This is a genomic window from Grimontia sp. SpTr1 (assembly GCF_947387585.1).
GTDB classification, from domain to species: domain Bacteria; phylum Pseudomonadota; class Gammaproteobacteria; order Enterobacterales; family Vibrionaceae; genus Enterovibrio; species Enterovibrio indicus.
The window spans coordinates 104,816-128,227 of the sequence record NZ_CANDOD010000007.1; the positions used below are offsets into that span (position 1 = coordinate 104,816).

The 23,412-nt window shown below is 46.7% G+C and carries 23 protein-coding genes; 19 read left to right on the plus strand and 4 right to left on the minus strand.

Annotation, left to right across the window (positions count from 1 at the left end):
- Positions 1-12: 12 nt before the first annotated feature.
- Positions 13-1,359, minus strand: a complete 1,347-nt coding sequence (locus tag QL223_RS12160; protein ID WP_281544900.1) for a sigma-54 dependent transcriptional regulator — start codon at positions 1,357-1,359, stop codon at positions 13-15.
- A 117-nt stretch (positions 1,360-1,476) separates the two neighbouring features.
- Between QL223_RS12160 and QL223_RS12165 the strand changes: the two genes are divergently transcribed.
- The 19 genes from QL223_RS12165 (at position 1,477) to QL223_RS12255 (ending at position 18,545) form a co-directional block, all read left to right on the plus strand.
- Positions 1,477-3,534: an ATP-binding protein gene (locus QL223_RS12165; protein ID WP_281544901.1), complete on the plus strand. Its 2,058-nt coding sequence runs from the start codon at positions 1,477-1,479 to the stop codon at positions 3,532-3,534.
- 138 nt (positions 3,535-3,672) lie between these two features.
- Entirely contained in the window at positions 3,673-4,098 is a 426-nt protein-coding gene (locus QL223_RS12170) for a YeeE/YedE thiosulfate transporter family protein (protein ID WP_281544902.1), read from the plus strand.
- Positions 4,099-4,109: 11 nt separating this feature from the next.
- Entirely contained in the window at positions 4,110-4,556 is a 447-nt protein-coding gene (locus QL223_RS12175; RefSeq protein WP_281544903.1) for a YeeE/YedE family protein, read from the plus strand.
- A 647-nt stretch (positions 4,557-5,203) separates the two neighbouring features.
- A complete protein-coding gene (locus QL223_RS12180; protein WP_002539837.1) occupies positions 5,204-5,401 on the plus strand; it encodes a Flp family type IVb pilin in 198 nt (65 codons plus the stop codon).
- A gap of 25 nt (positions 5,402-5,426) precedes the next feature.
- Positions 5,427-5,855 carry a prepilin peptidase gene (locus QL223_RS12185; protein ID WP_348651394.1) on the plus strand — a complete coding sequence of 143 codons (429 nt, stop codon included), beginning with the start codon at positions 5,427-5,429 and terminating at the stop codon, positions 5,853-5,855.
- A gap of 3 nt (positions 5,856-5,858) precedes the next feature.
- On the plus strand, positions 5,859-6,635 hold the full coding sequence (cpaB, locus tag QL223_RS12190) for a Flp pilus assembly protein CpaB (protein ID WP_002539835.1): 777 nt from the start codon (positions 5,859-5,861) through the stop codon (positions 6,633-6,635).
- Positions 6,636-6,733: 98 nt separating this feature from the next.
- Positions 6,734-8,005 carry a pilus assembly protein N-terminal domain-containing protein gene (locus QL223_RS12195; protein ID WP_239643988.1) on the plus strand — a complete coding sequence of 424 codons (1,272 nt, stop codon included), beginning with the start codon at positions 6,734-6,736 and terminating at the stop codon, positions 8,003-8,005.
- Complete coding sequence (locus QL223_RS12200) at positions 8,002-8,535, plus strand: hypothetical protein (RefSeq protein WP_002539832.1); 534 nt, start codon at positions 8,002-8,004, stop codon at positions 8,533-8,535. The genes QL223_RS12195 and QL223_RS12200 overlap by 4 nt, the downstream gene beginning before the upstream one ends.
- An 11-nt stretch (positions 8,536-8,546) precedes the next feature.
- Positions 8,547-9,809, plus strand: a complete 1,263-nt coding sequence (locus QL223_RS12205) for a type II/IV secretion system ATPase TadZ/CpaE, associated with Flp pilus assembly (RefSeq protein ID WP_002539831.1) — start codon at positions 8,547-8,549, stop codon at positions 9,807-9,809.
- 6 nt (positions 9,810-9,815) lie between these two features.
- A complete protein-coding gene (locus QL223_RS12210) occupies positions 9,816-11,093 on the plus strand; it encodes a CpaF family protein (RefSeq protein WP_281544905.1) in 1,278 nt (425 codons plus the stop codon).
- A complete protein-coding gene (locus tag QL223_RS12215; protein WP_002539828.1) occupies positions 11,090-12,016 on the plus strand; it encodes a type II secretion system F family protein in 927 nt (308 codons plus the stop codon). The genes QL223_RS12210 and QL223_RS12215 overlap by 4 nt, the downstream gene beginning before the upstream one ends.
- Positions 12,016-12,888 (plus strand): type II secretion system F family protein, encoded by an 873-nt coding sequence (locus QL223_RS12220; protein ID WP_002539827.1) that lies wholly within the window; start codon positions 12,016-12,018, stop codon positions 12,886-12,888. Before QL223_RS12215 ends, QL223_RS12220 begins: the two co-directional genes overlap by 1 nt.
- Positions 12,888-14,243 (plus strand): tetratricopeptide repeat protein, encoded by a 1,356-nt coding sequence (locus QL223_RS12225; RefSeq protein WP_002539825.1) that lies wholly within the window; start codon positions 12,888-12,890, stop codon positions 14,241-14,243. Before QL223_RS12220 ends, QL223_RS12225 begins: the two co-directional genes overlap by 1 nt.
- 121 nt (positions 14,244-14,364) lie before the next feature.
- Positions 14,365-14,730: a hypothetical protein gene (locus QL223_RS12230; RefSeq protein ID WP_002539823.1), complete on the plus strand. Its 366-nt coding sequence runs from the start codon at positions 14,365-14,367 to the stop codon at positions 14,728-14,730.
- Complete coding sequence (tadF, locus tag QL223_RS12235) at positions 14,711-15,265, plus strand: tight adherence pilus pseudopilin TadF (RefSeq protein ID WP_165013756.1); 555 nt, start codon at positions 14,711-14,713, stop codon at positions 15,263-15,265. Before QL223_RS12230 ends, tadF begins: the two co-directional genes overlap by 20 nt.
- Before the next feature lie 9 nt (positions 15,266-15,274).
- A complete protein-coding gene (locus tag QL223_RS12240; protein ID WP_002539820.1) occupies positions 15,275-16,600 on the plus strand; it encodes a hypothetical protein in 1,326 nt (441 codons plus the stop codon).
- A gap of 10 nt (positions 16,601-16,610) precedes the next feature.
- The gene (locus QL223_RS12245) at positions 16,611-17,282 is read left to right on the plus strand and encodes an OmpA family protein (RefSeq protein WP_002539818.1); all 672 of its coding nucleotides are present in this window, start codon (positions 16,611-16,613) and stop codon (positions 17,280-17,282) included.
- 81 nt (positions 17,283-17,363) lie between these two features.
- On the plus strand, positions 17,364-17,609 hold the full coding sequence (locus tag QL223_RS12250; protein ID WP_002539816.1) for a Rho-binding antiterminator: 246 nt from the start codon (positions 17,364-17,366) through the stop codon (positions 17,607-17,609).
- A gap of 105 nt (positions 17,610-17,714) precedes the next feature.
- On the plus strand, positions 17,715-18,545 hold the full coding sequence (locus QL223_RS12255) for a MurR/RpiR family transcriptional regulator (RefSeq protein ID WP_281544906.1): 831 nt from the start codon (positions 17,715-17,717) through the stop codon (positions 18,543-18,545).
- Here the strand turns inward: QL223_RS12255 and QL223_RS12260 are convergent, their stop codons facing one another.
- The 3 genes from QL223_RS12260 to QL223_RS12270 all read right to left on the minus strand — a co-directional run bounded on the left by QL223_RS12260 (position 18,546) and on the right by QL223_RS12270 (position 23,403).
- On the minus strand, positions 18,546-19,313 hold the full coding sequence (locus QL223_RS12260) for a sulfite exporter TauE/SafE family protein (protein WP_152442383.1): 768 nt from the start codon (positions 19,311-19,313) through the stop codon (positions 18,546-18,548).
- Positions 19,314-19,483: 170 nt separating this feature from the next.
- Positions 19,484-23,110: a sarcosine oxidase subunit alpha family protein gene (locus QL223_RS12265; RefSeq protein ID WP_281544907.1), complete on the minus strand. Its 3,627-nt coding sequence runs from the start codon at positions 23,108-23,110 to the stop codon at positions 19,484-19,486.
- The gene (locus QL223_RS12270) at positions 23,107-23,403 is read right to left on the minus strand and encodes a sarcosine oxidase subunit delta (protein ID WP_002539810.1); all 297 of its coding nucleotides are present in this window, start codon (positions 23,401-23,403) and stop codon (positions 23,107-23,109) included. The genes QL223_RS12265 and QL223_RS12270 overlap by 4 nt, the downstream gene beginning before the upstream one ends.
- Between the last annotated feature and the right edge of the window lie 9 nt (positions 23,404-23,412).

Genomic DNA, 23,412 nt, shown 5'->3' on the forward strand with positions numbered 1-23,412 from the left:
CATTCAGGACTATCAGGAATCCGTAAAATCTGTGCGATTTAAGCCGAACTTTTGCATTTTCTGGTTCAGTGTACGGCGGGGTAAATCCAGTTCCTGCATCACATCGTTGATGCGTCCTTGATGCCGACTCAGCGCCTCTTCCAACACCTTTCGCTCAAAGTTATGCAGTTGTACTGCCAAAGGCACACCCATGCTGTTGGGTTCACTGGATGTCACAGGCCGATTTGAAAGAATTTCCAGTACTGACATGGTGTCGTCCAGCGCAAAGCGCATGGCAACATTACGAAGTTCACGTACGTTCCCCGGCCAGCCATAGGACATCATGGCTTTCTTATCTGCATCACTCACTGGTCTCGCATTGGGATTGGATTCCTTGGCAAAGTGTTCGAACAGCGTGAGGATGTCCTCCCCGCGCTCGCGAAGCGGCGGGATATAGATTTGCGCCACGTTCAGGCGGTAATAGAGATCTTGCCGGAACTCAGGATGATCGCGCAGATCTTCTTTGGCAGCTGCGACCACGCGAAGATCGATATTGATTTGCTTGTTGCCGCCCACCCGCTCAACCGTATTTTCCTGCAAGCTGCGCAGCACTTTGACCTGCATTGCCGTAGGCATACTTTCAATTTCATCGAGAAACAGAGTGCCCTTGTCGGCATACTCCAGCTTACCAATGCGCTTTTTCGCGGCGCCCGTGAAAGCTCCTGCTTCATGGCCAAAAAGCTCGCTTTCAAACAGGTTTTCCGGGATAGCTCCGCAATTGATCGGCACAAACTGATAGGATTTCCTGCCGCTTCCCTTGTGCAAACTGTTGGCGACCAACTCTTTACCACATCCGGTTTCGCCATAAATGATTACATTGGTGTCGATAAGTGCGATTCGTGCAACCTGCTCGCGGAGTCGCTTCATCACTTCGCTCTGACCGACAAGTACTTTTTCCAGCCCCGAGAGACTTGCAAGATATTCTCCACGAAGCTGGGTCGAGGTTTGTGCGCGGAATTGCTCAACCGCTTGAGAAACACGACTCGATAGCCTGTCCGGCTGGAAAGGCTTTTCAATAAAATCAAACGCGCCGAGGTGCAAGGCTTTCACAGCCATATCAACATCTCCATGACCAGTAATGATTAGCACTGGCGCACTCACACCACTGTCGATAAGCTTTTCTAACAGCGTGATCCCATCAATATCCGGCAATCTGACATCACTGATAATCGCGTCAAATGCCTGATGCTGAATCACGTCGAAAGCCTCATTCCCCAAGCCAAACTCAACCACATCAAAGCCTGCCAATTGCAGCCATTGGGAGGTTGCTTGCCTGACGATTTCGTCATCTTCAATCAGGGCAATCCTTGCACTCTGCATTGTTTCCATATCCCTCAGTTCTCAGATAGCGCTATGCTCCACCCATCGGAAAAGCGCTTATAGTGTTAATATACTCAACGTTCTACAAGAAACGAAACCAGCAAACGGAATCTTGCTATGCGCCGTAAATGGAGTCTTATCGGTATTTCGCTGATCCTGGTGTCAGTATTTTTCTGGGGTGGTAGAGAAACCGCACGCCAATGGCTCACCGTGCAAGCGCAACATTCCGCACAGCAGGATTTGCTCAACGCCATCGCTGAGATTCGCCATGCCTTGCTGCGCTTCTATCACCTTCCCTATTTGCTCAATAACAATCCTGACGTGGTTGCTTTAACCTTGGGTGATACCTCAATCAGTGACGAGGTTGAAAACACACTCAGTCAACTCGACAAAGCAGCCAATACCAAAGGTTGGTACATCCTGTCTGATCAGGGAAAAGTACTGGCTTCCAGTGTGGATGGCGATTACATCACCAGTCAGGATTTGGATGCGATTGTGCGCGATGTCCACGCCCTCGGCGAAGGCACATCCATGGTACGCAAAACCAAAGGGGTGAGCCCTTTCTACTACCTTTCATCGCCCATTTTCAGCGAGCTGAATATTGTCGGCATTGTCGTTGTACAACTTGATTTACGTCTGCTGACTGATCAGTGGCTCGCGAGTTCTGACATCATGTTGCTACAAAACCCGGAAGGGCTATTTTTTCTTTCCAGTAGCGACAAGTTTTCCGCCGATGCGTTGAACGATGGCGACATAGACATCAAAACCAAGGTATCCAGCCTGTGGCAAGGAGACACTATCCGCGTCTGGCAGCTTGATCGCACCCGCTATTTTGCTCAGACCATTCAACTGGACGATTTGAAATGGCGTCTGAGCTACCTCACCCCTATCAGCTCTGTGGAGAGAAACGCATCGGCGGCTGGTTGGAGCGTTGCCATGTTGCTTTTGTTGTTGTTCCTGCTGGGGGTGATCAGTTATCAGCGCCACCAGAAAAACCTGAGCCAGCGCCGTATTCAGGCGCTGATTGAAGAGTCAGAACAAAAACTCAACCAGATGATCAACAAGACACAGGTTGGTCTCTTGTTGATCGATGAAAAAGGGCAAATCGTTGATATCAATGCCATGGCTATCAGCATGTTTGGTTTTACCGACGAGCCCACTCCGAATATCAAGATTTCACAACTGATTGAGGACAGACACTCCCCCATCATGTTGCTGTTCGATCAGTACAAAAAAGTGATTGAAGACATCAACATCAATGCGCAGGAAAGCCTCGCGAAAAGGCATGATGGCAGCACCTTTCCCGCCTTGGTTTCTCTTACGGCATTCCCTTTTCATGATCGCCATTTCTATCTTGCAACTCTGCTGGATATCACCAAGCGGAAGAAGGCCGAAGAAGCCCTGTTTGAAGCCAACACGCTTTTAGCACAGCGCGTAGAGGAGCGAACGGAAGAGCTACATGAAGCGCAGGCTCAATTGATAGAGTCCAGTAAAATGGCCGCAATGGGAAGGATGTCGAGCGCGATTGCCCATGAGTTGAACCAACCACTCACCGGACTTCGCACGCTGGTCACAACCAACGGCGTGTTATTCGATCGGGGTGAAGGCGAGAAAATCCTCTCGAACAACCTGCTGATTGATAAGCTCATTGAACGCATGGTCGATATGACCACCCAGCTTAAAACCTTCGCTTACAACAAACCGGACAAGCTTGATGCCATTACGTTCCCAAATGTGTTGGAAGAAGTCCTGCGCATCTATCAACAGCCTCTGGATCGCGTGAACGTTAGGGTTCGTTTGCCTGAAAACACGCCAAGCATATTGGCAGAAGACCAGCGCCTCAGACAGGTCTTAGGCAACCTGATTTCCAACGCCTGTGATGCCATGGCAAATACTGCCCAGCCTCACCTCATCATCTCGGTTGTTGCTGAAAAGTCCTCGGTCATCGTTACTCTGTCAGACAATGGTATCGGTGTAGAAGAGGAGGCCTTGGAAACCTTGTTTGAGCCTTTCACCACCAGCAAAAAAATCGGAAAGGGTTTGGGCTTAGGTCTTTCTATTTGCGCCAACAATATGCGGGACATGGAAGGGGGCATTACTGCCAGAAAGAACAATCATGGCGGCATGGACTTTGAGTTGGTGTTCCAGTTGGGAAAGACAAAACCAGATGAATAAATCAACGCCCAAAATCATTCACAGTCAATAAATAACCCTTATCTAATTTAGCATTGACTTATATATCAACTCCATTAGAATTTTAAATATTAGGACTCGCTGCAATTGCGGCAGACTCATTAAAATTCGGGAGTATTTATGGCATTTCAAATACCATGGGACGCGCTGCTAGGTGGCATGCTTCTAGGTGTTTCAGGTTTAGTTTTATTAGCATTGAATGGTCGTGTTGCTGGTATCAGCGGTATCGTCGGCGGCTTACTGAAGCCTAACAACGCCGATGTGTCCTGGCGATTGCTGTTTGTAGGCGGCATGGTGGCAGCCGGACTGATAGCGTCTTTCATTGGTTTCCCCTACCCTGACTTTTCAGCCATGTCAGCTGACACCTCTCCCCTCCTCACAATGTGTGCCGGCCTTCTCGTCGGGGTTGGTACTAAACTCGCCAATGGCTGCACCAGCGGTCATGGCATTTGCGGCATGGGTCGACTTTCAAAGCGTTCTATTGTCGCCACACTTGTTTTCATGGCGGCGGCCTTTGCGACCGTTTTCATCCGTTTTCACCTTTAAGGAATATCATCATGCTTTTTAAACTAGTTGCCCTGATGTCAGGCTTTCTTTTCGGATTGGGGATGATGGTGTCTGGTATGGTCAATCCCGCCAAAGTCATCGGCTTTCTAGATGTGTTCGGCGAATGGGACCCCAGCTTGGCGTTTGTCATGGGCGGCGCTTTGCTCGTATTCCTTCCAGGCTACTTCCTTTTGGTACGAAAACAGCTTAAACCAACGCTGGCAGATTCTTTTTCAGTCAATCTAAGCCAACAGATCGACAAAAAACTGGTGGGTGGTTCACTCATCTTCGGTATCGGTTGGGGGCTTGCAGGCATTTGCCCCGGGCCAGCCGTGACAGCGATAGGATCGGGTTCAGGCATGATAGCACTGTTTGGTGCTAGCATGGTATGTGGCATGTATTTGGTTAACGTGTTCACAGAAAATAAAGCCAAATTTTCTTACCAAATTCAGGGATAAGAAATATCTTTACTAAACAGGTCACATTATATTTGTCTATAGTGGGAATCCGATCATTTACATTTCCGCTCAAAAATTGATCAGCGTCAGTTTTACTCCTCCTAATCACCCCCTCTTATTTTGCTCAAAATTTGTGCTTCATTTACATTTGTTACAATTTAGTTGATAAAATGGGTGTCCATATAAAAAGTCACCATGCATAAAATAATCTGCAAATATATGTAATTCTATTTATATAGTCATTAAACCAATTGCAATAGGTCAGGAATATTTAACATTTCTCTGACAAAAAAATTCCGTGACCCAACTCAAACAAAGTAAAAAATAATGACAAATCTCATCTGGTTTAAGCATTAGACAAGAGTAAATGTTTCATATGTTTATTCGTGACTAAAATCAAATTATCCTCCAATTTATATTCAACCCTATAACTATACAACAAGTTTAATTCCACCTTAATCTGTGTCATATGTGATTTTCTGGTTCATTAATGAAATAAACAGATCTGGTAAGTCAGGTAGATTAATTCGAATATCAGATATATCTTATGATCCAACTTTGGCATTTAAGATTATTTTTTAATTACTGAGTTCTTAAAAACTTTGCCAAAGTTAAACACTCTCAAACTATATAAATGGAGTTTTCTCATGTTTCTTTCAAAGATCGTAGAGCGTTTTGCACGTGATGAACGCGGTGTAACTTCGATTGAGTATGCTGTAATCGGTGTTGCGATTTCTGCATTGGTAGTTGCAGTGTTCGCGGATAATGGTGAATTGAACACAGCTCTGACCACAGCATTGTCAACTATCACGACTAACATCGGAACCGCTGGCGCAACTAACTAATGGTTGAAGCGGCTTAGCATCCCGAATGTTCATTCTGGAGGTGCTTCTGATAACCAGCTCTATCGTTGTACTACTATCGGATATCTCGCATAGGCGCATAAGCAATAAATTGAACTTAATTGTCTGCTTTATCTGCTTATCTTTAGCCGTTTTTAGTGAGGATTACTCACTACAACTTAGCCAGAGTGTTTTGATATTAGGTGTAGGGCTGGTTCTATTTCTGCTGGGTACTCTAGCAGCTGGCGATACGAAATTGTTTTCGTCTTATGCGCTCATTATTGATAGTAAATATTTTTTGCTGAGTGTTGTGATGATAGGCATTTTTGGTTTTTTTACCGCCATCATCATTTTCCTCATCAACAGATATCGAAAAAGCAGTGTGCGAGGTGTGCCTTATGGAGTTCCTATCGTAGTTTCCTGCTTGTTCTGGATTTATTTAAGCAAATTGAGTTAAACCATGAGCCAACGTCTTTTTTTCATTATAGCCACGTTATCGATCAGCATTGGTGTGCTAGGTCTTAGCGGCGTTTTCCAGAGCAGACCATCGACAGCTTCAGGTATTTCTCACATCTCCTATCAAGTTGCTCAACTCAAAGAGCCACTGTTAAAAGGAGAGATGTTGAAAAGTGGTAATTTTCGTTACTTCCGTATCAATGAGGAAACCGCATTAGAGCAAGGGATCCTCTACGACACCAATATCTCTATCATTTCTGGAATGGTGGCAAAACGCAGTATTTCAGCGCAGGAGTATTTATCCCAAAGTGACTTCATTACTCCAGAAGATCCCGGTTATGTTGATGCAGTGATCGAAGATGGTATGGCGCCATATTCACTCACCATCGAGAAAAAGAAATTTATTGGATCCGGGATATCAGTCGGTGACAATGTAGATATCATTATTTTGACATCTGATGACCAGAATATTGGTGAATCCTCCAAGAGCAAGTTTATCGACTCTTTTCGAACACTATCAGTATCTCCACTTCTACAAAATGTGCGCGTGTTAGCCATCGACGAAGATCATGATGAGGGGCTATTGCCATTGACCATCGAATTAGATCGCGAACAAATAGCCAAAATGGTTATCGCACGTCGCATCGGAATCTTGGAAGTCATCAAGTCAACAGACAACTTTTTAAAGCCTTCAAACAGTTTAAGTGCTGATACGCACGACGTACTACCCAACTTCAAATCAGTCACAGAAATTCGCGGTCAACAAAGGGCCTTTAATTAGAGAGCAGGGATATGCTACGCCTTCAGAATCGATTCATTACTTGTTCAATCCTGCTTACCAGCACACTGTTAGCAGCCACAGTAAAAGCTGCAGGTATTATGAACCTTGGTGTGGGCGACGCAAGATCGCTTCAATTTGACCAAGTTATTGGAACTGTATTCATCGCTGACCCAGAAACCGCAGACTATCAGGTGATCGACAATCACAAATTGGTGGTGTTTGGAAGAAAAATTGGACAGACCTCATTAATTGTTTTTGGTGAAAACAGCAATACGCTTTCAAGTCGAAAAATTGTTGTAAATAAAAGCCTCACCAAAGTAGAGCAGATCCTCAATCTGCATTATCCGAATATCAATATCTCCGTCCAAAATTTAGGTGACCAGGTTGTCTTATCTGGATTTGTTCCCACGCAAAAAGAGAAAAACGACATTTACGCCATGGTTGGTGAGTTGCTCAAAAAGGATTTTACTGAGAAACGTCTTGAGTGGAAAACTTCTTATAACGAAAGCTACGACATCGACTTTATGGCGCGTCGTACCTATGAAGGTTTAGTAAATAACCTGGAAGTAAGCGTTTCTAAACAAGTCAACGTCAAACTGACCATTGCTGAAGTTAACAGTTCTCTTGTCAACGAACTAGGTATCAAATGGGGAACCATTTTAAGCGATGGTTTTGCAGGAAACGGACAGTTCTTTAGAGGAATTTCAGGCCTAGGAGGGAGCGCCACCAATGTCGCAGCCTATATTTCCGCTATCAACGATGACACCGTTGGACAGGTACTTTCTGAACCCAATATTTCAGTAATTTCAGGAGAAACTGCAAGCTTTCTTGTCGGCGGAGAGATTCCTATTACATACCGCGTGGATGATGGATACCGCATTCAATATAAAGAATTCGGCATCGGTTTAGATCTGGCTGCAGAAGTGCTACGGGACGACAAAATCAAGCTCTCGATTGTTCCTCAAGTCAGCTCAGTTGATGCTCAATTTGGTGATGAACTACTTGATATCCCCTCGTTCAAAGTGCGACGTGCACGCACAACTTTGGAATTAGGTGACGGCGATAGTTTTGTCTTAGCAGGGCTATTAAGCACCGAAGATGAAGAAGCCTTATCCAAAATCCCATTTATTGGCGACGTACCCATCCTTGGCGCACTTTTCCGAAACACCACTACAGAGCGAAGGAAAACTGAACTGGTCATTGTCGCTACTGTTTCGCTCGTAGAACCAATATCTTCCGGCAACGTGCGTATCCCTTCCATGCAACGAACCTCAACCCTATCCAGGTTTTTTGGCGTCAACCTCGAGGCTTCACCGGAAGTCGCTCAGTGGCAAGAGGAAATATTATCAACCGGAGGATTCAAAAAATGATCTCATTAAGATTGTCATTGATAGCAAGCTTAACTGCCTTAGCTCTCACTGCATGTTCCGCGAATTCACCCGCGGTTGATGGAAGCCACTTATCAGTAACATCAGTGAATTATCAATACAGTGTTTCAGTGCAGAAGAACGGCATGATGCGAGCTCGTGATGAGGTTGATGCGTATCTGATCCTTAATCGCAAAGCGCTACTGGTTTATGGCGCCAAGATTTCTTGGAACGGAAAACAAGGGCAAAAATTGGCGCAAAAAAGTTATCGCTGGCTAATTCGACAAGGTGTATCGCCTGAGAAAGTGTCCTTACAAAACTCAGCGAAAACAGAGGAAAACAGCATCACAATCTCTACCGTGGTTCACCAAGTTCAAGCACCGTCGTGTGATTACACAGTTATATCCGGGAATAATCTCCGCAATCACGGTTGTACTGTCGAATCTCTACGTTGGGAATCGATGGTGTATCCAGAGCGTAAGATTGCAGGTAAGTCTCAAATTTCTGGCGTACTGCCACAAAGTCCAATGTAAAGGGGTCGTCCATGTTAGATTTCGGCGATCTATTAAAGAAAGATCAGAAAGACTCCACAGCTACTTCATCATCAAAAAACAGTTTGGGCGCAATACAATTTTATCGTACAGATGAAGTTCGTATTTTGATTGAGGAAACTTTTCGCTTCGATGGTCATGAGCCTCCAATTACCCAACCTTACAAGTTCAAAGATGTCGCTGTTCAGGTTGAAGAAAATAAAGCGCAATTAGCCGTCATTGATCTGATTGGTTGTCCCGACACATTAAAAGAATGTCGTCAGTTATCGGCGCGTCTACCAACATCACTTTCAATTATCATCATAGGTGATGTCGACTCTATTTCCGTTGTTAGAGAACTCAAGTCTCTTGGTTTCTACTACCTGCTTTGGCCAGTAGACAAAGTCGATTTGGCAGAGTTTGTACAGTCTGTCGTCTCCAGACACATAGAAACATCTTCTCTAAAAAACCGTCGTCGAGCAAAGCGTGTGGGTATTGTTGGAACGAGAGGTGGTGTTGGTGCGTCATTGCTTACCGCTGAGCTCAGTTGGGTACTAACGAACGACAAACAAACCTCCTGCATGGTGGTAGACCACAACTATCTTTCAGGTAATCTCGATCTTCTCCTTGGTTTAAAAAATCGCGACAAGAGACGATTAACAGATAACGAAGTCGGTACAGAGTTGGACCACACCTCTGCCAAAAGTCTCGTCACTCGCATCTCCAACCGATTGGATTACCTGGCTTTAGGACTAAACAATGAGAGCTCAGCAGACCTCTTCGAAACGAACAGTCTCGTCGTCTCTTATTTGACATCAGAAACCAACTTTATATTGGATGACCTCTCTTCATCCGTGAGTTTCGATGTGCAGCCACATACCATCCATCAAATGCTCGACGTTGCCGTCATTGTGATGGAACCAACCATTTCGTGTTTGCGCGAAACTTCCGCCATGTTGAATAAGCTTGCCAAGCAGACTCAAGAAGCTGAGAGGCCGAAGAATTTTCGAACTCTATTGGTTCTAAACCAGCATAGAGCACCAAGATTTGCCAGTGTGACGCAGGCTGAAGTAGAAAAATACCTAAACCGGCCTGTTGATATTGTATTGCCGTACGAGACCAAACTTGAGGAGTTTTTGGTCAGCGGCACGAATCCAGGAAGCACCAAGTCCAAGTTTGGTGGGGAAGTTCGCCGTTTGTGCTCACTTATTATTGGTGAAGATTTGTCACCCAAGCGAAAGCCTCTTTTCTCTCTTCCTCGTCTTGGAGGCAAGTAACCGCATATGCAGGGAACAAGAGACTTATATCGTTCGCTTCGCGAGAGAATCTTTGATGCTATCGATGCGGAAGCCATTGCCTCACTGAAACGTGAAGATCTGCAGCAGCAGTTAATTGAGGCCATTAACCTATTGGCCGATCAAGACAACGTACCTATTAACAATGCGTTGAGAAGTGACTTCGTACGAATGATGTACGATGAGCTTCGAGGTTTAGGTCCCATTCAACCGTTAATCGAAGATGACACAATCTCTGACATCATGATTAATGGTCCGTCTGATGTCTTCATCGAACGAAATGGTTTGGTGGAAAAATCTCCAATCACATTCATCGATAACCAACAACTGATTAATGTTGCAAAGCGCATTGCGGCACGCGTGGGTCGTCGGGTGGATGAGTCGGTGCCGATGTGTGATGCACGCTTGGAGGATGGCAGCCGGGTAAATATCGTGCTCCCTCCAATTGCGATTGATGGTGCTTCCGTTTCAATCCGTAAGTTTAAAAAGCAAAGCATCATGTTTGCGGATCTAGTTGAATTTGGAGCCATGACTCCTGAATTAGCCAAATTGATGGTCATTGCTTCGAGATGCCGCGCAAACATTGTGATATCAGGAGGTACGGGCTCCGGTAAAACAACCATGATGAATGCTTTATCTCACTATATTTCGGAGAAAGAGCGAGTCGTCACTATTGAGGATGCGGCAGAACTGAGATTGCAACAACCCCATGTCGTCCGCCTTGAAACACGTACAGCAGGTATAGAAGGTACCGGTGAAGTCAATCAGCGCCAGCTAGTTATTAACGCACTGCGTATGCGTCCAGACAGAATCATTATTGGTGAGTGTCGTGGTTCAGAAGCATTTGAAATGCTCCAAGCGATGAACACTGGCCATGATGGTTCAATGACAACACTTCATGCCAATAACCCTAGAGATGCTATATCCCGTATCGAGAGCATGGTCATGATGGCAACCTCCTCTCTCCCCTTGGAAGCGATTAGGCGAACCATAGTCAGTGCTATCGATGTCATTATCCAAATCAGTCGCCTTCATGATGGTAGCCGTAAGGTGCTTAGCATTAGTGAAGTCGTTGGTATGGAGGGTAACAACGTAGTCATGGAGGAAATTTTCCGCTTTGAGCACCGTGGTATTGGAGAAAACGGAAAAGTGCGTGGCGACTTTATCACTTCTGGCTTGCTTCAACGTTCGGTGCTTTATGAAAAGGCCCGTTACTTCGGTTTAGATAAAGAACTAAACAGTATCTTCAGCGGGAGATCTTCATGATTGCAAACGCGATTTACTGCTTATTCCTAGCGTTTGGACTCTACTTGCTCCACAAACAAACGCGTCTTAAATCCCGTCGGGAAACATTGCTAAAAGACAATAACCCGCTCCCGGAAACCCAATTTCTAGAAAACCGTGCGGTAGACATGGATGCGCTGACGCAAACTACCTATCCGCAAAGAGTAAAACGCGCGTTCGAGAATGTGTTGGCCGATATAGGACGGTTTGCACTTCTGAAAATCATCGCGTTCTTCGCCGTCACCTCAATGCTTGGGGTTTACGTGTTGGGTACCTTATTCCATTTATCCATGATTACTAGTCTCGTAATCACAGTGCCTTTATCTGCCATTTTAGGTCTTTCATACCTAAATACCCGAGCTCAGAATGCGTTTGAGGATAGCTTCCCTGATGCGCTAAACATGATTGCTAGCTCAGTCTCCGCTGGTGAAAGTTTGCTTCATGCCATCGTTTTTGTCGGTGGAAATCTCGACAGTATCGTCGGTAAAGAATTCAAGCGCATGGGAGAACGTCTGAATATGGGGGAGTCGACAGATGCTGTATTCAGGAAGGCTTGTTTGCGGTTTCCCACACCATCATTTCAATTCTTCGTAATCGCAATGCGCGTCAACGTTAACCGAGGCGGCCAGCTTCGGGAAGTGATCACTCGATTGAATCGAGTTCTGTTTGATGCCCGTTCAATAGAAATGAAAAAGAGGGCGATGACCGCAGAGGCGCGAATGTCTGCATACATTGTGTGTGCCATACCATTCATTTTCATTTTCTTCATCATGCGTGTACTTAGTCCTGAAAACTATGACTTCGTGATGAACAATGAAAACGGTCGCCCACTGCTTTACTACACCCTTATTAGTGAAGCAATTGGTATGGCAATCATTACTGGCCTTATGCGGAGCGTTAAGTAATGACTGGTGTACAGATAGTTTTCTACACCTTGCTGATATCCGTTGGTGCGGCAGTGATTCTTACCGGGATTTATGTTTCGTTTTTTCGCCGCTACCGCATACGCCAGACACTCGACGCTCCAACCGCATCTACCCAAAAATCGGCGATGTCTGAGATAGCCAGTTTTACAGCTAGTTTTCTTGCAGGTACAAACCGGGAAATTGAAGAGAAGTTTATCGGTGCAGGTTTTTACAATACCTCCCTCGCGCCTTACTACTTCCTTATCAAGTACACGGTCTGTGCTGTAGGCACCCTGATTATTTTGTTTTCGGGCGACACACCTCTCAGTGAATCAGTCACTTCAAAGGTGATGTGGTTGAGTCTACTCGTCGTAGCAGTTGTTATCGCTCCTGATATTTATCTGGACATGCGTCGCCGAGCTTTAGCATCCAAACTAACCCGAAAACTACCCTACCTTCTCGATCTAATGGGCGTTTGTGTACAAACAGGCATGACTATCGAAACAACCTTGTTTTATCTCACATCTGAAATGGCTGCATTTGATAGAGATATGGCCTATATGCTTAAACGCCTGAGAGATAGGTCTCAAACTGTCGGTCTTGAAAAAGCTTTGAGAGAACTGCATGAGCGGATCCCTGCTCCTGAAATGCGCAGCTTCGTGATGACACTCTCTCAAAGCATGCAGCACGGAACCTCAATTTACGGTGTTCTTTCAACGTTGGCGAGAGACATACGTGAAATTCAATTGCTCTCTCTGGAGGAAAAAGCCGGCAAGCTAGCTTCAAAAATGTCTGTTCCTTTGATCATTTTCATCATGATGCCAATCGTGATTTTGATTACCGCACCAGGAGTTATGAGGATGTTAGGTTAATGAAAATCTTCGCTTATTTTTTTGCAGCAACCCTATTAGTAGGTTGTACCTCTTCTTCACCATCTCAGTACGTGAAAGATAACGGTGAAGACATCCTCATTAACTCAGGAAACTATGCTGCTCTTGTAAAACGCTACGAAAGGCAGCTGCAAGAAGAACCATCTGCCGCCACGAGATTCAAGCTCGCATCAGCACATTACAAGTTGGGAGATGCAGAAGCTGCCATGTTCCAACTATCCCAAATATCTCCCAGGAAGCTGGATAGCGCAGAACTCGCCCTTCTTCGTGCAAACGTTTTTCTCGATCAAGGCAAATTGACGTTAGCTGAACAACATGCGAATACCGCAATTCGAAAGGAAAAAGGTTTAGGTGAAGCACACAACCTCAGAGGGTTGATTCTGGCTGAACAAGGAAAATTTGCCGATGCCACCACGGCCTTTGAAACCGCAAGGAAAAATCACTACAACGATGCCGCAGTAAAAAATAATTTAGCGATGATGGCGCTTTTGAAAGGTGACTACGACGAAGCTATTGATATTCTCGCCCCACTTGTTCAGGCAGGTAGAGCCGATGATAAGGCCAAAGCCAACCTACTTCTCGCTTATGCTAAAGCTGGCAAAACACGCGCATTCAGTCAATTACTGGCAAACAGCGAAAATGATACCTATCTCGCCGAGAAGTTTACGGGACTTCGGGCCACAACTCTCAACACAAATAAGCTCACATATGTTGAGAAATCCGCTTCAGTGCCAATGGGAAAACAAGACAAGCAGCCTGAACCAGTAAAGACAAAACAGCAAGATGTTGCGACAAAGGGCAATATGGAGAGTGGGCCAAAGGTTCAGTCGAACATTGTAACAAGCCCGGCCCAACCAGAACTAAATACAGCGACAGGCTCAAATGACCAACTAGCAAAACTCCGAATAAAAATGGAGCAAGCAAAAGCCAAGAGCGCTCAGCGAGCGATTGAAGAAGAAAAACAAGCGAAACGGCTGGCAGAACTGGCTGAAACCAAGAAAAAACGTCAGTTTGCTAAATCGCGTCGCTTGGTGACTCACGTTGAATATAAATCAACCGCTGAAGGTGAAGAATACATAGCAACATCTGATTTTCCACTGGGACAAATCAATACAGAGTATTTGGAGAAACGCAAAAAGTGGGTGTTTGACATTGAGGGTGCAAAAGATTTCACCACAAAGCGGCGTCGTTATTACAAAGAAGGTCCCGCTAAAAAATTGGTTCTGGGGGAACATGAAAACTTTGTACGTATCGTACTTGAAATGAGGGACGACAAACAGGGTAAGCCTGAGGTTCAAGTTAAAGGAAACAAACTTTTCATTCGATGGAAGGCTTAGAGATACGGAAATGCAAAATAAAAATAATATGAACAAACAACGTGGTGTTGTTGCCATTGAATTCGTTCTTGGATTCATGGCTCTATTTTATGTTCTGATATTTTGGGTGGAGTTGTGCATCATGGGATTCATTTCATCCGCCGTCGACTATGCCATCGCTGAGTCATCACGCAATGCCAGAACATCTGCAAACAGTGACTACACCGATGTATTCATGCGCACGCTCAATGACAACGATAGCACTTGGGCTCGATTTCTAGACCGCAACAAATTCAATATATCGGTACGTTATTACGAGTCTTATAACGATGCCACCTCCCCTAACAGTCAAGGAAGCGAAGAGCGAGAGGACAACCCCATTGCGCTCTATAGAGTGAGCTATGACTACTCGTCAGTTTTCAATTGGGTAGGCGGCTTACAGAATATTACTTTAGCCCGTGAAGTATTTGGCATTCAGGAGTTTGAACGTGACCAATTTAGCCAATAAACAACGCGGCGTATTCACCATAGAACTTGTCTTGGTATTGATTGGTTTTAGCCTCGTTTTGGTTTTCACTATGGATGTGGTCGTCAAGCAATCCATCAAAGGAAAACTGGATAGGCTTTCCTATTCACTCGTCAGCCTTATCAAAGAGCGCACTGAACTCTTTGACGGCGATGAGACGATCACCTATGCCGAAGCAACAAAAGGCTTGGACCTCGTATCAAGGTCTCTCAAAGATACTATTGGCGATTTCGAAGCATCGCGATTAGGCCTTTATATCGAACAACAACAATTCGATGACAATAAGCAGCCAATCAGTCCCGTTGTTAATGTTCACCGCTTTAGCCTCGGTCAATATGCATGTCAGCCAGACACTGTTCTATCCAACATGATAGATATGGCTCCTATCACCCAGTTCGACAACAAACTTACGCTTTACCAAGTCACTATTTGCTATCGCTCGAAGAACTGGTATGGCGACATCGTTGGTGAAAACTTCGAACGAGTCCGCTCAATCTCAATGTCATTTGGTCGCTAGGGAAAGAAAATGAATTTTCATTCACCCAAAAAACAACAAGGCATAGCCACCATTATTTTTGTGATTATGTATCCTTTGTTCTTCAGCATTTTTGTTTTTGCTGTTGAGTCAACGCGCTATTTGCAAACACACGCAAGACTTGGCGACGCGGTTGAAATGGCTTCATTGGCCGTTGCTGCGAATGCATCTACAGTCGAGAGCGAAAACAAAGAGCTTGCTCAAAAAGTAACGAACGTTTTTGTTCCAGATGGCGAAATTGAGCAATCAGATATTGCTATCGTCCGAAAAAGTTGTGACGAAATTTATGGTAATGATTGCGGAAAGCCCGGTATTTATGATGAGGAAGGCTTGGTATTTACCGAATACAAAGTTGTCATTAATGCTGATTTCGATTCTTGGTACCCACAAGACGACTACAACTTGGGTTACGAAGAAGTTCAGGAAATGGGCGGTAAGGCCGTAGCTCGAAAATATCAGGGATATACCATTGATGTTGCTTTTGTTGCCGATTTTTCCGGGTCAATGCAGGAATCATGGAATGGGAAGTTGAAGTATCGGGGTGTTATTGACGTCATTTCCGACATCACCCAAAAGCTGGAAACTTTCAATGAAAAAACCGAGCAAGAGCTCAACGGTTCCAAGCTAAAAAACCGTGCAGCATTCATTGGTTACAACATGTACCCAAACAATGGGAGCCGCTATTACAGCAACGTAGATTATAACTATAATTCAAGCAGTTTAACGTGGGAATGGTGGCGAAACATTCCCAATATTAACTATTCGGCTACCGCTTCGGATCCTTTGAACAATCGCTATACCCGCATTAACGGCAGATATAGTGGTGACGACTCTTATTTTTACACGCTCGATTTAACCGACAACTTCAGACAGTTCCGTTCAACTATTTCCAGTTTTTATCCAGATTATGGTACGGCATCTTACGAAGGTTTGATCGATGCAGCGAAAATCGTCAATGAAGGCGAGAATGTTCGAAAATTAATTATCGTGCTTTCTGATGGTATTGACTCAGCAAACGATGGAAACTCAAACGATAACCGCTATCCGGGCTACGCTGCTCTTCGATTATATGAACGAGGCCTTTGCAACAACATCATCAGCGATCTTGAAGCCAAAACGATTAACGGGCGAGACGTTGAAGCCAAAATTTTCGTCATTGGTTTTGACTATAACTTAGAAACCAACCCCGGACTAAAAATATGTGCTGGCGAAGACAATATTCAGTCTGCCGATTCTTATCAGGAAATCTTTGACACTGTCCTTGAGTTGATCAGTGAAGAAGTCGGTCACCTTTACTATCGCCACTACGATGAATAACGGAGCATTTATGAAAGCCACCTTTACCCTTCCTGCGCTTTTTATTGCATTGAGCAGCGTGGCGATGCCGACTCTAGCATCTAACATTTCGGCAACGGTGTTTGAGGACATTTGTTCAGACAAGCAAACAGAGGTCAGATTCAAAATAGACGTCGGGCAATCGACTGATGTCTTTTTTCATAAGGCGCATTACCTCCAACTTGAACGCCAAACCAACGCTTTTCCAACCACCCCAATCTTCATCAACGCCCTGCTCAACGCGGGCCTCAATAAAGAATGTGCAGAGCTCTTGGTGCGCGAAACCCCAAAGATAGAGCAAGGAAAAAGTGGGTTGATTGCTAAAGTGCACTTCGGGTTTGATAAGTCTTCTCTGACACCAACAGGCAAGAAGATTCTGGCGAGAATTGTGGATTCCATAAAAACTTCCTCTACACCGCTTTCCATCACAGGTCACACAGACAGCGTAGGTTCGCACGCTTACAACCTGACCCTGGGTCTGAAACGCGCAGAGTCGGTCAAAGGCTATTTGGTTGATGCTGGCGGAGACAAGAAACAACTCAAAACTGTCTCTGCAGGGGAAACCAAACCCGCACAAAGCAACAAAACAGCAGCGGGTAGAACCGAGAACCGACGTGTCGAGGTGGTTGCAGTCCCTTTGCCTAATACGGCGGAATCCAAGTAGTAAATTTGAGCCCGCTATTGTTAGCGGGTTTTTACTCTTTGGGTCACACTAAAAGAACTATCACCCATGGAGGGAAGGTTCATGATTAAATGTGCCGAATATGACTATGTCGAAATCGCCTGTTTGTATCACTACCCCGTGAGGTTAGTGATGAAAGACGGTGGCGTTAACGAAGGCATTGCCAAAGATACCGCGCGAAATATCCAGAAAGAGGAATGTATGGTGTTGGATGTCGATGGTGAAGAAGTGTTGGTTGTGCTCGACAATGTTACCTCGATGAAGGTCTTAGTTGATAACCCTCACTTCAGCGAGATCACTTTCAGTTAAGTCGCCCGCCGTTGTTGTTAGTATAAGGATTGGAATAAAAATTCCATTTCCTATTCTTTAACGAAACATTACACTTGACATAGACGTGCTAAATCAGGGATCGCTATGGCAACTGCAACTCACCTCGCTGAATTACAACAACAAATCCGTCACCGCTATCATGATCTGAGTAAACGGCTTCAGCAGGTTGCTCACTATGTGTTGGATAACCCCAACAGCATTGCCTTCGACACTGTAGCCGTCATTGCCACTCATGCGAATGTGCCTCCTTCAACACTGATCCGCTTTGCAAATGCATTTGAATTCAGTGGCTTCAACGAAATGAAGCAACTGTTCCGCAAAAACCTTGTTGAGGAAACCAGCAGCTATACTGAACGCGCCCGTCTGCTACAAAACGCCCAAGGTGAAGAAAGGGAACTGGAAACGCCGTCAGACATTCTGCAGCAGTTTAGTCACGCCAATACCGTCGCGCTTCAGGAGCTCTCCAATGCAATCGCACCCGAGCAGTTGGATGCAGCCGTCGATCTTTTAGAAAACGCGGAAACCATATACATCGTGGCGATGCGTCGTGCTTTCAGCATCGCCTCATACCTGGGTTATGCACTTCGTCATCTTGAACGCCGTGTTGTGATTGTCGACGGATTCGGCAGCATGGCAGCTGAGCAATTAGCGTTGGTGGGCAGCAAAGACTTGGTAATTGGTGCGAGCTTCTCCCCTTACTCGCCAGAAACGGTTGAGCTGTGTGAGTTCGCCGCCATGAAAAAGGCAAAACAAATCATTTTTACCGACAGTCAGGTGAGCCCTCTGGCGGCAAATAGCGACGTTTGCTTTGTGATTAAAGAAGCAGAGGTTGAATCCTTCCGCTCCCAAACGGCGACACTCTGCTTAGCACAGAGCCTGGCGGTATCACTGGCATTCAGGCTCAGCAGGAAATAGTCAAAGAAGCCCGCTGATCCCATCCACAGAAAGCTTCACACCCGACAGGAAAAGAAACAGGTAGCAAAGCTGATAAATGCGCGCCTGACTGACGCGATGCAGAAGCTTCACGCCCAGCGCCACCCCGATTGGTGCCAATGGCACGAGTATCAATGCCGTAGACAAATTGTTGGTGTCAAGTTCGCCAAGAGCCGCGTAAGGAATAAGTTTCACCACATTTAACACAGCGAAGAACACCGCCATAGTTGCCACCAGCGTGACTTTTTCGAGCCTCAGAGGAAGAAGATAAATACTCGCAGGGCCACCACCGGCATGGATGGTGGTGCTGGAAAACCCGCTCACACCACCCCACAGCGTGGCTGCCAACATGTTATTTCGCCTTCTGGCGGGCTTGGCCATTCCTAACAGGCTCAATAAATACTGACCACAAAACCACAGCAACAATACCCCAATCGTCAGCTTCAATCCTGCCTGCGAAACAGCTTGCATGTAGAAGCCTGCGAGTGCAACGCCCACCAGCGCACCCGGTAGCATTTGCTTGATCACGGAATAATCAGCCTTGCGGTAGTGATAGCGAACGGCGAATACGTCCATCACAAGAAGAATCGGTAGCAAGATAGCCGCAGCCTGTGTCGGTGCTATCGTCAGTGCCATAAGCGGAACGGCGATGATACCCAGCGCGCCACCCAACCCACCTTTACCGATGCCGTAAATCAGCACGGCCGGGATAGCCATAAGGTAAAACAAAGGGTCAGTGATAAAATCCAAGCGCGCCATCTCGTTATTGTTTAATACCCAAATAACCTGAATCCCGCATCTTCAGGTCGTTTGGGTGTTAAACAATATCACTAATGCAGGTGGCTAATGCGTCACGTGGCTAAGAAAAACAAAGCCCGCATGAAGCGAAGCGGGCAATGAGTATTGAGTTAGTAGGCCAATCAGCAGTCCAGCGCCAATCCGTATTCGTCGGCGGATTGCTGTATCCAAAGCGCGATGTAATCAGCAAAACTTCGGCGCACAATCAGGTCATAACAGTTTTCACTGTGATGGCGCATAAACACCTGCCCTTTGGCGAAAGATGTGCCAACGCACTTGCCCATGATGAAGCTTCTTCCATCGACATCGTAGGAAACAGATTTCTTCAGCACGTCTTTGGCATGAGAACCAGTCAGCATTAGCAATGTCTGCCCACCACTGACATCCGTGATTTGGAAATGCCCTTGCAACGCTTCCCGAAGTTTCTTCTCGATGGTACTTGCATCTTGCTCGAAGCTCAGGATCAGCCACTCATCTGGCGATTGCCACCAAATTTGCAGCGAATCGTTCACCGAAGAAGTACAAGGTGAAACTGGCAAGGTCAGCCCTAATGCACTTTCCACTGCCGCAGAGAACTCTGCAGTAGGCTCACCACGTAACACGAGATGGCTTACACCATCGCGCTCATGCAAATGCACGCCCGGTGAAGATGGGTGCGATTTACCGAGATGATGCACAGGTGTGCGTTTTACTGGTTCATAGCTTTCTGACAGCGCCGACACTTCATCCTCGTTCGCATTCATTGGCTTTTCATTTTTAGTGTCGTAAAACACTGAGCTGCAAATCTCCGCCTTGAGTGTTTTGCCATTCGCCAATGGGAAATAAACATACTCCCCCATTCGGTTAAGACCATCTTTTATGAGACCGAAAGCGATGGAATGCCCCAATACGGCACTGAAGTATGAAGAGGTGACATGCCCCACCATGGTCATTGGGACTGGTTGGTCAGGGTTATCGACTGCCTGCGCCCCTTCTGGAATAACCTTGTGTGACTCCACGCATTTCAGGCCCACCAGCTGTTTCCTGTCAGTTCGGACAGTGTCCTCCCGTGACCAGGATCGACGACCCAAGAAGCTGTAGGTTTTCTGCTTACCAGTAATCCAACCCATATTGAGATCCTGAGGCGTCACCGAGCCATCAGTATCCTGCCCCACGATAATAAAGCCTTTCTCTGCACGCAGAATGTGCATGGTTTCCGTGCCGTAAGGGGTGATGTTGTAGGCTTCACCCGCTTTCATCACCTGTTCCCACACGTAAAGGCCGTAGTTCGCATTCACATTAATTTCGAACGATAGCTCGCCCGTGAAACTGATGCGGAAAACGCGTGCATCCGCGCCAGCCACCTTCATCGGCTTCCAGCTCATGAACGGCATAGCCTCTTCAGAGACATCTTCATCGCCAACCAACTGACGCAGCACATTGCGGCAATTTGGACCGGAAATCGTCATCGTCGCCCATTGGTCCGTCACACTGGTGAAGTAAACTTCAAGCTCTGGCCATTCGGTCTGGTGCCACACTTCCAGCCATTGCAGCACACCCGCTGCACCGCCTGATGTAGTTGTCATGATGAAGTGAGAGTCTGAAATACAGGATGTCACGCCATCATCAAACACCATGCCGTCTTCGTGACACATCAGGCCATAGCGGCAACGTCCCGGTGCCAGTTTGTCCCAGCCATTGGTATAAATGCGGTTCAGGAATTCGCGGGCATCTTTACCCTGAATGTCGATTTTACCGAGTGTGGATGCATCCAGAATACCGACACTTTCGCGGGTTGCCTTACACTCTCGTGCCAAAGCCTCATCCATGGTTTCGCCGTTCTTCGGGTAATACCAAGGGCGCTTCCATTGGCCAACGTTTTCAAACAACGCGCCTTCTTTGACATGCCATTCGTGCATCGCGGTATAACGCGCCGGATCGAACAGTTTGCCGACATGCTGCCCTGCCAATGCACCAAAGGTCACTGGCGTGTACATTGGGCGGAAAATGGTGGTCCCGGTTTCAGCAATGGATTTACCCATTGCATTGGCAGCAATAGCCATACCGTTGATATTGCCCGTTTTCCCCTGATCAGTACCAAAGCCCATCGCGGTGTAGCGTTTGATATGCTCTATGGATTCGTAACCTTCTCGAACTGCCAGCTCGATACCCGCAGCAGTAACATCATTCTGAAAGTCCACAAACTGTTTTGGCGCGCGGCTGACCGGTAAACGGTAAGGCACCAAGTACATCGCCATAGCAGAATCGGTTTGCAATGTGTCCACGACAGGAACTGTCGTTTCGGCGAGCTCTGCGCCCAATGCGTCTGCAATGGCTTTGGCTTTGGCTGCCCCGTCCTGAATCACTTCCAGCAACGCACTCTCACCATTGACAGCGCCTGCGTAATCCATTCCTTCAACAGTATTTGAAGGCACGAATCCCGCTATATCATCACGCCAACTAGGACGACCGCCCGTGTGGCAACTAAGATGCAGTGCCGGGCTCCACCCTCCGCTGGTAGCTACCGTGTCACAGCTGATGACTCTCATCGTGCCCGTGACGCTCTTTCCATCACGGTCGATAGGAGCTACTTCCGCACCAGTGACGTGGCTGCTACCTTGAAGGCTGGTCACGGCATGACCATGCAAGACAGAGATTCCTAAAGCCTTGGCTTCTTTGACCCGCTCGCCGTCAGAGAAGGAACGTGTATCCACAATCGCGACCACGGTTTTGCCACTGTTGTGCCACTCAATCGCCGCGTCATAGGCTTCGTCATTGGTGGTCATCAGTATCAGCTCATTGCCCGGTGCAACTGCATAGCGACGGAGATAAATCTGTACCGCCGATGCCAGCATACTGCCTGGCAAATCGTTGTTACCAAATACCAGCGGACGTTCAATCGCACCCGTTGCCAGCAAAACATGCTCAGCGCGGATGTGATGGATGCGCTGGCGAACACCGTTAACGTCTTCGCCCAAGTGATCGGTGAGCCTTTCTACGACACCCACAAAGTTGTGGTCGTAGTAACCAAACGCGGTGCTTCTTGGCAGCAGCATAAAGTTATGGTCAGCCTCCAGATGCTCCACGGTTTCAGCGACCCATTCGGTTGCTGGGTTGCCGTTTATCTTCTCGCGGCAATGCAGCAGGCTTCCGCCAAATTCTGACTGTTCATCCACCAGGATCACGCGCTGGCCTAAACCCAGAAACTGTCTTGCCGCTGCCAGGCCTGCAGCACCACCACCAACAATCAGCACTTCGCAATGCTGATGCATGTGATCGTACTGGTCCGGATCGTTTGCGCGTGGAATTTCACCCAACCCCGCCGCCTTTCGAATTTGCTTTTCGTAGGTTGGCCAAAGGGATTTCGGATACATGAAAGTCTTGTAGTAGAAGCCGGCAGGCATCATTGCACCGCCAATTTTTCCCACAACGGAAAGAAAGTCTTTATCCAGGCTTGGCCAGGCATTGGCAACGCGGGCAGTAAGGCCATCATAAAGCTCAGTCTGTGTCGCGCGCTGATTTGGCAAAGAGGTCGCTTCGTTCGAACCAAGCTGCAAAATCGCGTTCGGCTCTTCCGCACCTGCCCCCAAAATGCCACGGGGACGGTGATATTTGAAACTGCGCCCCACGACTTTCACGCCGTTAGCAAGCAGTGCAGAGGCCAAGGTGTCGCCTTTATGGCCCTGATACACTTTGCCTTCAAAAGTAAATGTGAAAGAGGAATTGCGGTCGATACGCCCGCCTTCACTTAAACGGTTAATCTGACTCATGCACCCGCCTCCCCATTTTCCTCGGGAGCGGACTCACCGATTTTGTATACCGCTTCAATCTTGTAAGTCACTGTGTTGCGCTGAACGTTAAAGAACTTGCGACAGCCCGCAGCGTGATACCACATTTCGCGGTGGCTCCCCTTAATGTTCTTGCGATGGAACAAGTAATGACCCCATTCTTTATCGCTCAGGGCTTCGGGCTCGAGCGGACGAACAATGTGCGCTTCACCGCCATAGCTGAATTCGTCTTCTTCTCTGTATTCTTCACAGTAAGGGCAATAAATCCGTAGCATCTGCGTTCC